14 protein-coding genes are annotated in these 14,066 nt (G+C 71.8%); 5 read left to right on the plus strand and 9 right to left on the minus strand.

Annotation, left to right across the window (positions count from 1 at the left end):
* The 6 genes from VH969_RS20775 to VH969_RS20800 all read right to left on the minus strand — a co-directional run.
* A partial coding sequence (locus VH969_RS20775) for an MlaE family ABC transporter permease (protein WP_331976707.1) occupies positions 1 to 483 on the minus strand: 483 nt, incomplete at its 3' end.
* Positions 484 to 488: 5 nt separating this feature from the next.
* The gene (locus tag VH969_RS20780) at positions 489 to 1,280 is read right to left on the minus strand and encodes an MlaE family ABC transporter permease (protein ID WP_331976709.1); all 792 of its coding nucleotides are present in this window, start codon (positions 1,278 to 1,280) and stop codon (positions 489 to 491) included.
* A 56-nt stretch (positions 1,281 to 1,336) separates the two neighbouring features.
* Positions 1,337 to 2,083 carry a glucose 1-dehydrogenase gene (locus tag VH969_RS20785; protein WP_331976711.1) on the minus strand — a complete coding sequence of 249 codons (747 nt, stop codon included), beginning with the start codon at positions 2,081 to 2,083 and terminating at the stop codon, positions 1,337 to 1,339.
* Positions 2,084 to 3,598, minus strand: coding sequence for an aldehyde dehydrogenase family protein (locus tag VH969_RS20790; RefSeq protein WP_331976713.1), 1,515 nt, complete (start codon positions 3,596 to 3,598; stop codon positions 2,084 to 2,086). It lies immediately after the preceding gene.
* Positions 3,595 to 4,494, minus strand: coding sequence for a 3-oxoacyl-ACP reductase (locus VH969_RS20795; protein WP_331976715.1), 900 nt, complete (start codon positions 4,492 to 4,494; stop codon positions 3,595 to 3,597). Before VH969_RS20795 ends, VH969_RS20790 begins: the two co-directional genes overlap by 4 nt.
* A 5-nt stretch (positions 4,495 to 4,499) precedes the next feature.
* Complete coding sequence (locus VH969_RS20800) at positions 4,500 to 5,585, minus strand: Zn-dependent alcohol dehydrogenase (protein ID WP_331976717.1); 1,086 nt, start codon at positions 5,583 to 5,585, stop codon at positions 4,500 to 4,502.
* Positions 5,586 to 5,656: 71 nt separating this feature from the next.
* On the opposite strand from VH969_RS20800, the gene VH969_RS20805 reads away from it, so the two are divergent.
* The 4 genes from VH969_RS20805 to VH969_RS20820 are packed head-to-tail and all read left to right on the plus strand — an operon-like array spanning position 5,657 to position 9,886.
* The gene (locus tag VH969_RS20805) at positions 5,657 to 6,850 is read left to right on the plus strand and encodes an acyl-CoA dehydrogenase family protein (RefSeq protein WP_331976719.1); all 1,194 of its coding nucleotides are present in this window, start codon (positions 5,657 to 5,659) and stop codon (positions 6,848 to 6,850) included.
* 23 nt (positions 6,851 to 6,873) lie between these two features.
* Positions 6,874 to 8,016 carry an acyl-CoA dehydrogenase family protein gene (locus VH969_RS20810; RefSeq protein WP_331976721.1) on the plus strand — a complete coding sequence of 381 codons (1,143 nt, stop codon included), beginning with the start codon at positions 6,874 to 6,876 and terminating at the stop codon, positions 8,014 to 8,016.
* Between the two features lie 25 nt (positions 8,017 to 8,041).
* Positions 8,042 to 9,685, plus strand: coding sequence for a long-chain-fatty-acid--CoA ligase (locus VH969_RS20815; protein ID WP_331976723.1), 1,644 nt, complete (start codon positions 8,042 to 8,044; stop codon positions 9,683 to 9,685).
* A 3-nt stretch (positions 9,686 to 9,688) separates the two neighbouring features.
* Complete coding sequence (locus VH969_RS20820) at positions 9,689 to 9,886, plus strand: DUF5302 domain-containing protein (RefSeq protein ID WP_331976725.1); 198 nt, start codon at positions 9,689 to 9,691, stop codon at positions 9,884 to 9,886.
* Between the two features lie 3 nt (positions 9,887 to 9,889).
* On the opposite strand, the gene VH969_RS20825 is transcribed toward VH969_RS20820, so the two are convergent.
* From VH969_RS20825 to VH969_RS20835, 3 genes are read right to left on the minus strand one after another with little or no spacing between them, the layout of a single operon-like run.
* Entirely contained in the window at positions 9,890 to 10,420 is a 531-nt protein-coding gene (locus VH969_RS20825; RefSeq protein ID WP_331976733.1) for an NUDIX domain-containing protein, read from the minus strand.
* A gap of 2 nt (positions 10,421 to 10,422) precedes the next feature.
* Positions 10,423 to 11,520, minus strand: coding sequence for an NAD(P)H-dependent flavin oxidoreductase (locus VH969_RS20830; protein WP_331976727.1), 1,098 nt, complete (start codon positions 11,518 to 11,520; stop codon positions 10,423 to 10,425).
* The gene (locus VH969_RS20835) at positions 11,501 to 13,144 is read right to left on the minus strand and encodes an acyl-CoA synthetase (RefSeq protein WP_331976729.1); all 1,644 of its coding nucleotides are present in this window, start codon (positions 13,142 to 13,144) and stop codon (positions 11,501 to 11,503) included. Before VH969_RS20835 ends, VH969_RS20830 begins: the two co-directional genes overlap by 20 nt.
* A gap of 53 nt (positions 13,145 to 13,197) precedes the next feature.
* Here VH969_RS20835 and VH969_RS20840 point away from each other — a divergent pair, with 53 nt between their 5' ends.
* The gene (locus tag VH969_RS20840) at positions 13,198 to 13,980 is read left to right on the plus strand and encodes a crotonase/enoyl-CoA hydratase family protein (RefSeq protein ID WP_331976731.1); all 783 of its coding nucleotides are present in this window, start codon (positions 13,198 to 13,200) and stop codon (positions 13,978 to 13,980) included.
* The last annotated feature ends 86 nt before the right edge of the window (positions 13,981 to 14,066 follow it).

Genomic DNA, 14,066 nt, shown 5'->3' on the forward strand with positions numbered 1-14,066 from the left:
GCTCGGCACGGCCATCACCTCGAGCGCGTCGATCTCCTCGGAGATCCGCATCGCGCCGAGCTGCGCGGTGAACCCGCAGCCGACGGTCGCCGACAGCGCGAGCCCGGCCGCGAGCGGCGCCACCTCGCGGGTGTCGAAGTACGCGGCGATGAACCCGGTCAGCGCGGACGTGCCGAGCTGGTTCAGCGCCGAGTAGCCCTGCAGGCCGACGATCAGGCCGGTGAACACGGTCATCCCGACCATCACGCCGAGCGTGCCGCCGATGACCGCGAGCGCGCCGCTGCCGAAGAACACGTCGGACAGCAGCCGCAGTGTCTCCTTGGGATAGTGCACGACCGCGCGCGGCATCGTGGCGAGCACGCGCGCGTAGAACGCGAGCTGCTCGCCGAGCGTGGCCAGGGTGTTCCCCGGCCGGGCGGCCACCGTGCCGACCCGCGTGGCGGCGGTGCCACGCGGCGGGACGTCGGTGTCCGTGACCGTCATCTGGTCTACATGCCCTTCGGCGGGACGATCTGCAGGTAGATCCCCGTGATCACCACGTTGATGAGGAACAGCAGCAGGAACGTGACCACGACGGTCTGGTTCACCGAGTCGCCGACGCCCTTCGGCCCGCGGCCCGGGTACAGCCCGCGGTAGGCGGCGACGACCCCGGCCACGAACCCGTAGACGACCGCCTTGACCTCGCTCACCCACAGGTCCGGCAGCTGCGCGAGCGCGTTGAACGACGCCAGGTACGCGCCCGGCGTGCCGCCCTGCAGGACGACGTTGAAGAAGTAGCCGCCGGCCACGCCGACGACGCTGACCAGCCCGTTCAGCAGCACCGCCACGATGATCACGGCGAGCACGCGCGGCACGACGAGCCGCTGGATCGGGGACACGCCGAGCACCTCGAGCGCGTCGATCTCCTCGCGGATCGCGCGCGAGCCGAGGTCCGCGCACATGGCCGACCCGCCCGCGCCGGCCACCAGCAGCGCCGTGATGAGCGGGCTGGCCTGCTGCACGATCGCGAGCGCGCTCGCCGCGCCAGTGAACGACTGCGCACCGATCTGCTGGGTCAGCGAGCCGAGCTGCAGCGCGATGACCGCGCCGAAGGGGATCGACACGAGCGCGGTCGGCAGGATCGTCACGCTCGCGAAGAACCAGCACTGCTGAACGAGCTCACGCCACTGGAACGGCCGGCGCGGCGTGTACCGGACGACCTCCCAGCCGAGTGTCGTCATGCGACCGACCTGAGCGAGCCCGCGCACGGGCGCCGGCCGTGACCCAGCACCAATGCTCATGAGGCATCACCCGACGTTTCTCGCCTTGCGTACACAACGACCCGGCAGGCGCGCGGTTACCCGAAACTCGACAGCGAGTGCGCCGCCGTCACGCCACCGTCCGCGACGAACTCCGAACCGGTGCAGTACGAGCTCTCGTCGCTCGCGAGGAACACCACCAGTTCGGCGATCTCGGCCGCCTGCCCGACCCGGCGCATCGGTACCCGCTTGGCGACGTGGGACAGGTCCACCGGCTGGCCGCCGAGCGCGGTGGGCAGCAGCCCGGTCTCGACCACCCCCGGATGCACGGAGTTGACCCGCACGCCCTTGCCCGCGAGCTCCAGGGCGGCCACCTTGGTCATGCCGCGGATCGCGAACTTGCTCGCCGTGTACGCGGTCAGCAGCGGCGCCGCGGCCAGTCCCTCCACTGAGGACACGTTGATGATCGACCCGCCGCCCGCCTCGACCATGCCGGGCACGACCGCGCGCATGCCGAGGAACGTGCCGATCTGGTTCACCCGGACGACCCGCTCGTAGTCGGCCAGCTTCGTCTCGTGCAGCGGCGAGAAGTGCAGCACGCCGGCGTTGTTCACCAGCACGGTCACCGGACCGTGCGCCTCCAGCGCGGCGGCCCAGCCGTCCTCCTGCGACACGTCGAGGTGGACGTAGTCCGCGCCGAGCTCGCCTGCGAGCGCCTTGCCCGCGTCGTCGTCCACGTCGGCGAGCACGACCCGCGCCCCCTCGGCCACGAACCGCCGCGCCGCGGCCGCGCCCTGACCGTTGGCCGCGCCCGTGATCAGCGCGCCCTTCCCCGACAGCCGCATCTACATCAACTCATCGGTCAGCGGCATCAGGACCGTCTTCAGCTCGGTGTACGCCTCGAACGCGCTCTGCCCGCCCTCGCGGCCGAGTCCGGACTGCTTGAACCCGCCGAACGGCAGGTGCGGCTCGACCTGGAAGCCGTTGATCCCGACCGTGCCCGCGCGGAGCTTGCGCGCCAGCCGGAACGCGCGCCGGCCGTCCGTCGTGTAGACGCCCGCGCCGAGGCCGTACTCGGTGTCGTTGGCCAGCCGCACGGCCTCGTCCTCGTCCGCGAACGGGACGACCGCGAGCACCGGGCCGAAGATCTCCTGCTGCGCGATCTCCATGCCGTTGTCCACGTCCGCGAACACGGTGGGCCGCACGTAGTTGCCCGCCGCCAGGTCGCCGTCCGCCCGGCCGCCGCCGCACACCAGCCGCGCGCCGGCCTCCCGGCCGCGCTCGATGAACCCGAGGACGCGGTCGAGCTGCCGCGTGTTGATCAGCGGCGCGGACATCGTCGCCGGCTCGAACGGGTCGCCGTAGCTGACCGCCCCCGCCATCATCTCCGCGGCGCCGAGGAACTGGTCGTAGACGTCGCGGTGCACGAGCGCGCGCGTGTGCGCGACGCAGGCCTGCCCGGACAGTCCCATCGTGACGGTGCCCATCGTGGTCATCGCGGCGAGGCCGACGTCCGGCGCGTCCGGGAACACCAGCGTCGGGCTCTTCCCGCCCAGCTCCAGCGACACCCGCTTGAGCGTGCCGGCCGACGCCTCGACGATCCGCTTGCCGACCGCGCGGCTGCCGGTGAAGCTGATCTTGTCGACCATCGGGTGGGTGATCAGCGCCTCGCCGGTCGGGTCGCCGGGCCCGGTCACGACGTTGACCACGCCGTCCGGCAGGCCGGCCTCGCCGAGCAGCTCCACCATCCGCAGGACGGTGAACGACGCGAACTCCGACGGCTTGAGCACCACCGTGCAGCCGGCCGCCAGCGCCGGGCCGAGCTTCTGCGCGAGCAGCAGGAACGGCGCGTTCCACGGCAGGATCGCCGCGACCACGCCGATCGGCTCGCGGAACGTCATCGCCAGGTGGTCGCCGCCCTGGTACGGCGGCAGCGTCTGGCCGCCGACCTTGTCGACCCAGCCCGCGTGGTGGTCGAACACGTCCGCCGCGCACTCCACACCCGTGGCGTAGATGTTGGCGGAGAACGACAGCGGCACGCCGTTGTCCAGCGCCTGCAGGCCGCGCAGCTCCTCGGCGTGCGCGCGCAGCAGGTCCGCGTACCGGCGCAGGAGCCGGATCCTCGTCGTCGCGCGGGAGTTCGCCCAGCGGCCGTCGTCGAACGCGCGGCGCGCAGCGCGTACCGCGTCGTCCACATCGGACACCGTGGCGACCGGGAAGCTGCCGATCTCCTCGCCGGTCGCCGGATGCGCGTGGGTCCACGTGGCGCCGTCGGCGGCCGCGCGCCACGTGCCGTCGACGAGCAGCTGCCCATCGGCGAGGCCGACCTTCTCCCGGTACCCGAGCAGGCTCAGTGTCATGGTTCCTCCTTGCGCGACCTCACGTACCCACCCACCACGGCGTCCAGCTCCTTGAGCGTCCACGAAGGACTGTCGAACCGCTGCTCGACCGCCGGCGGCGCGAGCAGGGCGACCATCCCGCCGTACACGACGAACACCTGGCCGTTGATGCCGTCCGCGGCCGGCGCGGCCAGGTACGCGACCAGCGGCGCGACGTGCTCGGGGGACAGGGGGTCCGCCCCCTCGGGCGCTTCGCCGAACACGGCCGCGGTCATCGCGGTCCGGGCGCGCGGGCAGATCGCGTTGGCCCGCACGCCATACCGGGCGAGGCCGCGCGCGGTGGACTGCGTGAGCGCCACGATGCCGGCCTTCGCGGCGGCGTAGTTCGGCTGCCCGGGCGGACCGAGCAGGAACGCCTCCGACGACGTGTTCACCACCCGGCCGTAGGTCGACCCGTCCGAGTTGTCCGTGCCGGCCTTGGCCCGCGCGCGCCAGTACGCGGCGGCGTCGCGGGAGAGCAGGAAGTGGCCGCGCAGGTGCACCCGGATGACCGTGTCCCACTCCTCGTCGGACATGCCGAACAGCATCCGGTCGCGCAGCACGCCGGCGTTGTTGACCACCACGTGCAGCCCGCCGAGCCGCTCGGCGGCGGCCACCAGCTCGCGTGCGGTGGCCGACTCGCCCACGTCCCCCTCGACGAGTACTGCCTTGCCACCCGCCGCCTCGATCGCGTCGACGGTGTCCCCGCCGGTGCCGCCGACCCTGCTGCCGACACCACCGCCGACACCACCGACCGGCACGTCGTTGACCACGACGTCGGCGCCGGCCCGGGCGAGCGCCAGCGCCTCCGCGCGGCCGAGCCCGGCACCCGCGCCGGTGACGATGGCGACCTTGCCGTCGAGGCTGAGCGGGTCCATGCGCCTCAGCCGAACGTGACGATCTGCCGGATGAGATCGCCGCCCGCACGCAGCGCCTGCAGCCCGTCGTTGATCTCGTCGAGCGTGATGCGCTTGCTGATCATGCCCTCGAGATCGAGCCGGCCGGCCCGCCACAGCGACAGCAGCCGCGGGTAGTCCCGGTACACGTCCGCGCCGCCGTAGAACGAGCCGAGCAGCCGCTTGTCGTGCAGGAACAGCTCCTGCGCGGAGAACTGCACCATCGCGTCGCCACGCCCGGCACCGACCACGACGACCGTGCCGCCGCGCCGCGCGTTGTCCCAGGCCGACCGGATCGTGGCCGGCAGCCCGACCACGTCGAACGCGTAGTCCCAGCCCTGGCTCGCGGTGAGCGACGCGTGCGTCTCGGCCAGCTGCTCGGGGGTGATCGCTTGCGTGGCCCCGAAGTGCCGGGCCGTCTCGTGCTTCTCGGCCACCGGGTCCACGGCGACGATCTGGGCGGCGCCGGCCAGCCGGGCGCCCTGGATCGCCGAGATGCCCACCCCGCCGCAGCCGATGACCAGCACGGTCGCGCCGGGCTCGACCCGCGCCGTGTTGACTACCGCGCCGACACCGGTCATCACGCCGCAGGCGACGAGCGCGGCGATCTCGAACGGCACGTCCGGGTCGATCTTCACCGCGCCGTCGGCGGGCACGACCAGCTCCTCGGCGAACGTCCCCGTGCCGGCGTAGCCGAAGACGGGGGTGTCGCCGATGAGGAAGCGCGGGTTCATGAACGCCGCGATCGTGTGGATCGCGCACAGGTGGGGCCGGCCGCCGCGGCAGTTCACGCAGGTCCCGCACGGCGGCACGAACGTCAGGGCCACGTGGTCGCCGACGGCCAGGGCGTCGACCTGCGCACCGGCCTCGACGATCTCGCCGGCGCCCTCGTGGCCGACGATGCCGGGCGCCAGGGCCGGCAGCGTGCCGTCCATCGCGGACAGGTCGCTGTGGCACACCCCGGTGGCCCGGACGCGGATGCGGACCTCCCGGGGCCCGACGTCGGTGGTGCGCACGTCGTCGCGCAGTTCCAGCTTCGTGTCCCCGACCTGGTTCAGTACGGCGGCCTTCATCGTCGAGACCTCCTCGTTTTCCGGCGACTCTAGTACATTCTTAGAACGTGTTCTAGTCACCAGGAGGGTGGATGCGGATCGCCTACACGCCCGAGCAGGAGCGGCTGCGGCGCGAACTGCGGGAGTACTTCGCCGGCCTGATGACGCCGGAGCGGCGCGAGGCCCTCATGGCCGGGAGCGACTACGGGTCGGGAGAGGTGTACAAGGAGGTCGTGCGGCAGATGGGCGCCGACGGCTGGCTCGCGCTGGGGTGGCCGCGGGAGTACGGCGGCCGGGCCGGATCCATGCTCGACCAGTTGGTGTTCACCGACGAGGCGGCGGTCGCGGGTGCCCCGGTGCCGTTCCTGACGATCAACACGGTCGGCCCGACGATCATGAGGTTCGGGACCGAAAACCAGAAGCGGTTCTACCTGCCGAGGATCGCCGCCGGACAGATCCACTTCTCGATCGGCTACTCCGAGCCGGAGGCCGGCACCGACCTCGCGTCACTGCGCACGCGGGCCGTCCGCGACGGTGACCACTACGTCATCAACGGCCAGAAGATGTGGACGAGCCTGATCGCCTACGCCGACTACGTGTGGCTCGCCTGCCGGACCGACCCGGACGCGCCGAAGCACAAGGGCCTGTCGATCATCATCGTGCCGACGGACGCGCCGGGCTTCTCCTGGACCCCGGTACACACCGTGGCCGGCGCGACGACGAGCGCGACCTACTACTCCGGCGTCCGGGTGCCGGCGGCGAACCTGGTCGGCGAGGAGAACCGGGGCTGGCCGCTGATCACCAACCAGCTCAACCACGAGCGGGTGGCGCTGACGTCGTCGGCGCCGGTCCGCCAGGCGCTGGCCGAGGTGCGCGAGTGGGCGCAGGCGACGAAGCTGCCGGACGGCCGGCGGGTGATCGACCAGGAGTGGGTCCAGGTCCACCTCGCGCGCGTGCACGCGAAGGCCGAGTTCCTGAAGCTGGTCAACTGGAGGATCGCCTGGGGTGGCGACGGCGGCACCGAGCGCGGGCTCGGCCCGGCGGACGCGTCGGCCACGAAGGTCTTCGGCACGGAGTTCGCCACCGAGGCGTACCGGCTGCTGATGGAGGTGCTCGGCCCACAGGCCTACGTGCGGGCCGGCTCGCCGGGCGCGCTGCTGCGCGGCCGGGTCGAGCGGATGCACCGCTCGTCGTTGATTCTCACGTTCGGTGGCGGCACCAACGAGGTGCAGCGCGACATCGTGGCGGCGGTCGGCCTCGGCATGCCGCCGGCCAAGAGGTCGTGAGCGAAGCGAACCGGGGAGGCAGCATGGACTTCGATCGGGACGAGGCAGACCTCGAGCTGGCCGGGCTGGCGCGGACGATCCTGGCCGACCACGCCACGCCCGCCCGGCTCGCCGAGGTCGAGGCGACCGGCGACCGGTTCGACCGTGCACTGTGGACGGAGTTGGCGAAGGCGGGCGTGCTGGCCGCGACGCTGCCGGAGTCCGTCGGCGGCAGCGGGTTGGGCCCGCTCGCGCAGTGCGGGGTGCTCGTGGAACTCGGCCGGACGGTCGCCCCGGTGCCGTACCTGCCGTCGATCGTCGTCGCCGCGGCTGCGATCGCCGAGCACGGGACCGGCGCGCAGCGGGCGGCGTGGGCGGCGCCGGCCGCGGCGGGCGACCTTGTGCTCACGACCGCGCTCACCGAGGAGGTCGGCGACGACCCGGCGGCCCCGGCGACACTGGCCGAACCCGTCGAAGACGGCGCTGCACGTGCAGATGCCACCTGGCGTTTGCGTGGTACAAAAGTCGCGGTACCCGCGGGACCTGTCGCGGACTTGTTCCTGGTTCCGGCGCAGACCCCGCGGGGGCCGACTGTGTTCCTTGTCACTCCGCGCGATCCGGGCGTCTCGGTGCGTCGCCAGGAGATCGTCGACGGCGACGCCGAGGCGGTGCTCGACCTGGACCATGTCGAGCTCGGCGCCGATCGCGTACTGGGTGAACCGGGCGGCGGCAAGCGGGTCGTCGGGTGGCTCGCCGCACGCCAGACGGTCGGGCTGTGCGCCCACCAGCTGGGCGTCACCGAGGCTGCGCTGCAGATGACAGCCCTATATGCAAGTGGCAGAGTGCAATTTGGTCGTCCTATCGGGACATTTCAGGCCGTGGGCCAGCGGCTCGCCGACTGCTACGTCGACGTTGAGGCGATACGGTTGACGATGTGGCAAGCGGCCTGGCGAATATCTGAAAACCTGGCTTCCCAGCTGGAGATCGGCACCGCGAAATTCTGGGCGGCCGATGGCGGGCACCGGGTCGCACACGCGTCGGTGCACGTGCACGGCGGTTTGGGTATTGACGTGGACTACCCGCTGCATCGATATTTTGTGGCTGCGAAACGAAATGAGTTCAGCCTCGGCGGCGCCACACTGCAGCTGCGACGAATCGGTGCCGTGCTGGCCGCTGAGCCGGCCTGAGGCCCGCATGAGGTAGGAGGTCTCCATGACCGCGCCGGGGGAGCCACTCCCCACAGTCACCGAGCTGTTGCTGGCGCGGGCCGACGACGACCACCCCGGGCTCCTCTTCGAGGACTCCTGCTGGAGCTGGGCCCAGCACGTGCAGGAGTGCGCCGACCGCGCGGCGCTGCTGCAGTCATTGCGCCGGCCGGGCCCGTTCCACATCGGCGTGCTGCTCGACAACGTGCCCGAGTTCTCGTTCCTCCTCGGCGGCGCCGCGCTCGCCGGCGCGGTGCTCGTCGGGCTCAACACGAGCCGCCGCGGCGACGCGCTCGTGCGCGACATCCGGACGGCCGACTGCCAGGTGGTGCTGACCGAGAGCCGGTACGTGGAGTTGTTGCAGGGCATGGACATCGGCGCGCGAGTGCTCGACGTGGACTCCGCCGCCTGGCACGTCACCTCGTTCCGCCACCGGCACAGCCGGCTCGACCCGGTGCCGGCCACGCCGCACGACCTGCTCATGCTGATCTTCACGTCCGGCACCAGCGGCGAGCCCAAGGCGGTGCGCTGCACGCACGGGAAGATCGCCCAGCCCGGCCGGATGCTCGCCGGACGGTTCGGGCTCGGCGCGGCGGACACCGTGTACGTCGCGATGCCGATGTTCCACTCGAACGCGATCATGGCTGGCTGGTCGGTCGGCCTCGCCGCCGGCGCCCGGCTCGCGCTGCGCCGCCGGTTCACCGCGTCCGGGTTCCTCGACGATGTCCGGAAGTTCGGTGTCACCTACGCGAACTACGTCGGCAAGCCGCTGTCCTACATCATGGGCACGACCCCGCGCGAGGACGACGCGGACAACCCGCTGCGGATCATGTTCGGCAACGAGGGCAGCGCGCGGGACGTGGCCGAGTTCGCCGAGCGGTTCGGCTGCGAGGTGATCGACGCGTACGGCTCGACCGAGGGCGGCATCAACCTCGTGCGCCCGCCGGACCTGCCGGCCGGCTCGCTCGGCCGGCTCGGCGACGACGTCGCCGTGCTGAGCTCGGCGACCGGACAGCCCTGCCCGCCTGCGGAGTTCGACGACCACGGCCGGCTGACCAACCCGGACGAGGCCATCGGCGAGCTGGTCCGGACCAGTGGGCCGGGCCTGTTCGCCGGCTACTACAACGACCCCGACGCGGACGCGGCCCGCATGCGCGAGGGCATGTTCTGGAGCGGCGACCTCGTCTACCGCGACGAGCACGGCTTCGCGTACTTCGTCGGCCGCACCGGCGAGTGGCTGCGGGTGGACGGGGAGAACCTCGGCACGGCCCCGATCGAGCGGATTCTGCAGCGCCACCCCGACGTCGCCGAGGTCGCCGTGTACGCGGTGCCCGACCCGGACGCCGGCGACCAGGTGATGGCCGCGCTCGTGCTGCGCGGCGGAGCGCGGTTCGACCCCGTGAAGTTCGCGACGTTCCTGGCCGCCCAGTCCGACCTGGGACCCAAGCAGGTGCCGCGGTTCGTCCGGCTCAGCTTCCGGCTGCCGCGGACCGGGACGTACAAGGTGCAGAAGCGGCGGCTGGCCGCGCAGCGCTGGCGCACCCCCGACCCGGTGTGGTGGCGCGAAGGCGCCGAGCTGCGGTACGAGCCGCTGACCCCGGCCAGCGATCCGATTCGGCTCGACTGGGGTGCCCGGTCCGTGCGACGCTGAGGCATGCCCGAAAAACCGGAGCCCGCATCTGAGGACACGACCGACTCACAGGACGACGTGAAAGCGCGATTCCGGGAGGCGCTGGAGCGCAAACAGGCCCAGAACCGAAACGGCGAGGGCCACGCGGACGCCAGGTCGAAGGTGCACGACACCCACGGCCCCGCCGCGGCCAAGCGCCAGTTCCGCCGCAAGAGCGGCTGACGCTCACCGGCGGTCCCGCATGACCAGCAACAGGTAGGCGGCGAGCGTCGAGTCGTCGGTGATCACGCCGTCGCTGATCATCCGCTCGACCTCGCCGCGCGGGAACCACTGCGTGCGCATGTCCTGCTCGGTCTGCTCCCGGTTCGGCTCGCCCGGCGTGAGGTCGGTGGCGAGGAACACGTGGTAGCCCTGGCCGGTGAACCCTTGCGCGCAATTGAGGTAGCCGAGCCGTTCCAGCCGCGCGGCGGTGAACCCGGTCTCCTCGGCGAGCTCGGTGGCCGCCAGCTCCTCGGGCGTGCCGGTCACGCCGGTCGGGAACGAACCCTGGGGGAACTCCCACCGTCGGCCGCCAAGCGTGTAGCGATACTGCTCGACCAGGTGGAACCCGCCGTCCTGTCGCGGGACGACCACAGCGAAGTCCGGCTTGTCCACGACCCCGTACAACCCGCGTGACCCGTCGGCGTACTCGATCTGGTCCTCACGCAAGGTCATCCACGGGTTCTCGTAGACGACGCGCGACGACAGTGTTCGCATACTCACAGGCCGAGTCTGGCCCGCGCCTGCGTGAGCTCGGCCAGCAGGTCCGCCATCACCTCCGCGACCGGGCGGACGTCGTTCATCCGGCCGACGATCTGGCCGACCGGCATCGCCACCACGTCCGGGTCGCCGCCCTGCATCATCCGCTGGTGGGCCTCGCCGACCAGCAGGTTCTGCAGGGGCATGGGCAGCGGCTGGGGCGCGTCGGGCGCCGCCCACGCCTGCGTCCAGCGGTTGCGCAGCAGCCGGGCCGGCTTGCCGGTGTAGATCCGCGACCGCACGGTGTCGCTCGAGCCGGCCTTCAGCAGCGCGCGCTGCAGCGTGTCCGGGCCGGTGCCGAGCCGGTACTCGGCCGTGGTCAGCCAGTACGAGCCCATCCACACGCCCGCCGCACCGAGCGCGAGTGCCGCGAGGACCTGGCGCCCGCTGCCGATCCCGCCCGCCGCCAGCACCGGCACCCGCTCGCCCACGGCGTCCACGACCTCGGGAATCAGCACCATCGACGCGATCTCGCCGGTGTGCCCGCCTGCCTCGTAGCCCTGCGCCACGACCACGTCGACGCCGTTGTCGGCGTGCCGCACGGCGTGCTCGGCCTTCCCGGCGAGCGCCGCCACCGGCACGCCGCGCTCGTGCGCCCGCTCGATCACGTCGACTGGTGGCGAGCCCAGCGCGTTCGCCACCAGGCCGATCCGGTGCGACATGGCGACGTCCACATGGGAGCGCGCGACCGAGTGCAGCCAGCCGAGCACGCCCACGTCGGTCGCCGGGTCGCCGGACAGCGGCGGCACGCCCAGCTCGAGCAGCGTCCTCGCCACGAAGTCCTTGTGGCCCTGGGGGATCATCGCCGAGAGGTCGGCCGACGAGCCCTCGGTCGGGATCTTGGCCGGCATCACGATGTCGACGCCGTACGGCTTGCCGCCGGTGTTCTCGTCCATCCAGGACAGCGCGGCGTCGAGCTCGGCCGGGTCGTTGAACCGCACGCAGCCGAGCACGCCGAGCCCACCCGCGCGGCTGATCGCGGCCGCCACGTGTTCGGACGGGGTGAAACCGAAGATCGGGTGCTCGATGCCGAACGTGTCACACACCGACGCTGGCATGCGCCCCTCCGGCTTCCGTGGCCGCGGCCCGCCACGTCGGTTCGTGTTCTCGCGTGTGCTCCTTGGCCCAGCGGTAGTCGGCCTTCGCGCTCGGCAGCCGGCCCACCTCGTCGACGATCCACAGGCTGCGCGGCGTCTTGTAGCCTGCGATCCGCTGCCGGACGTGGGCGTCGAGCGCGGCGAAGTCGATCGTCCTTTCCGGACGCGGCTGCACGAGCGCGGCCACCCGCTCGCCGAGCCGCTCGTCGGGCACGCCGACCACCAGCGCGTCGAAGACGTCCGGGTGGGACTTGAGCGCCTCCTCGACCTCCTCGGGGAAGACCTTCTCGCCGCCGGTGTTCACGCACATGTTTCCCCGGCCCAGCAACGTGATCGTGCCGTCCTCCTCGAGCCGGGCCCAGTCGCCGGGCACGACGTAGCGGTCGCCGCCGACCTCGACGAAGATCGTCGCGCTCTTGTCGGGATCCTTGTAGTAGCCGAGCGGTACGTGCCCGCCGCGCGCGATGCGGCCGATCTGGCCGCGCTCGACGGGCCGGTCGTCGTCGTCGATGACGATCGTGTTCGGCCCGCTGTTGACGCGCGGTCCACCCGTGGCCTGCGGGGCGCCCTTCAGCACGATGCCGATGCCGGTGAACCCGGACTCCGAGGCGCCGATCGCGTCGGTGATCACGACGTTCGGCAGCGCCTCCAGGTACTGCTCCTTGACGCCCGCCGAGAACAGGGCGGCGTGGCTGGAGAACGCCACCAGCGACGAGGCGTCGTAGGAGCCCTCGTGGAACGCCTCGATGAGCGGGCGCGCCATCGCGTCGCCGACGATCGTGACCACCTTGACCTGGTGCCGCTCGATGGCCCGCCACACCTCGTGCGGGTCGAACCTGGGCAGCAGGACCACGGTGTCGCCGGCGAACAGGGCCGGCAGCGCCGCCCACTGCGCGGCCCCGTGGATCAGCGGCGCGCACGCGAGCCGGGTCAGTCCCGGGGACTCCTTGCCGCGCTCGGACTGCGCCCACTCGTCGGGTAGCGGCTGGCCGGTGTAGAAGTCGATTCCGCCGCCGAGCACGCGCCACACGTCCTCGTGGCGCCACATCACGCCCTTGGGGTGACCGGTGGTGCCCCCGGTGAACAGGATGTAGATGTCGTCGGGGCTGCGCTCGCCGAAGTCCCGCGCCGCGGGCTGGTTCGCGAGCGCCTCCTCGTACGGGGTGCTCGTGGTCTCGGTGCCGGTGCCGTCCTCGACCACGAGGCGGTGCCGCAGCATCGGCACGTCGGCCAGCACGGCGTCGACGCGCGGGGAGAACCGGCGCTCGTGCACGAGCGCGACCAGGTCCGCGTTGTCGAACAAGTATCGTAACTCGTTCTCGACATAGCGGTAGTTGACGTTGACGAGCACCGCGCGCAGCTTGTACGTGGCGAGGATCGTCTCGATGGCCTCGATCGAGTTCCGCGAGTAGAGCCCGATGTGGTCACCCTTGCCGAAGCCCTGTCCGGCCAGGTGGTGGGCGAGCCTGTTGGCGCGCGCCTCCAGCTCGGCGAACGTGGTGGTGCGGTCCCCGCAGGCGATCGCGACCCGCTCTCCGAAGGCGTCGGCGGCATGCTCGAAAAGGTCCGCGATGTTGAGTGCCACGAGCACCAAACTAGAACGTGTTATCGTTCCTGGCAATCCCCGTGGAGGTGTCGATGCCTGACTGCCTCGTCGAGCAGGACGGTCACGTCCTCGTGGTGACGATGAACCGGCCGTCCGCGCGAAACGCCCTGTCCGCCGAGATGATGTCGATCATGCGTGCGGCGTGGGACCGCGTCGACTCCGATCCCTCGGTGCGGGTGTGCGTGCTGACCGGCGCGGGCGGCGCGTTCTGCGCGGGCGCGGACCTGAAGGCGATGACGGCGGCGCACCCCGGTGACAGCTTCTCCTCCGGCGGCTGGGACCTGTCGGTGATCGAGCCGCTGCTCAAGGGCCGGCGGCTGACCAAGCCACTCATCGCGGCCGTCGAGGGCCCGGCCATCGCGGGCGGCACGGAGATACTGCAGGCGACCGACATCCGGGTGGCCGGCGAGAGTGCCCGCTTCGGCGTCGCCGAGGCGCGGTGGGGGCTGTTCCCGCTGGGCGGGTCGGCGGTGCGGCTGCCGCGCCAGATCCCGTACACCCTCGCGGCGGACCTGCTCTTGACCGGCCGCCACATCACGGCGGCCGAGGCGCTGTCGCTGGGTCTGATCGGCCACGTGGTACCAGACGGCCAGGCGCTGTCGAAGGCGCTGGAGATCGCGTCGGCGATCGCGGGGAACGGCCCGCTGGCGGTGCAGGCCATCCTGCGCACCATGCGCGAGACGGAGGGCATGCCGGAGACCGAGGCGTTCACTGTCGACGCTCGGCTGGGCATGGCGGTCTTCGCGTCGGAGGACGCGCGAGAGGGCCCGAAGGCCTTCGCGGAGAAGCGGAAGCCCAACTTCCACGCCCACTGACCCCGCGAGTCCAACGTTCCGGCACCGCGAGTCCAACACTCCCGACACCCGGGTGTCAGACTCGCGGTTGCTGAGTGTTGGACTCG

This window comes from Actinophytocola sp. (genome assembly GCF_036555685.1).
Classification (GTDB): Bacteria; Actinomycetota; Actinomycetes; order Mycobacteriales; family Pseudonocardiaceae; genus Actinophytocola.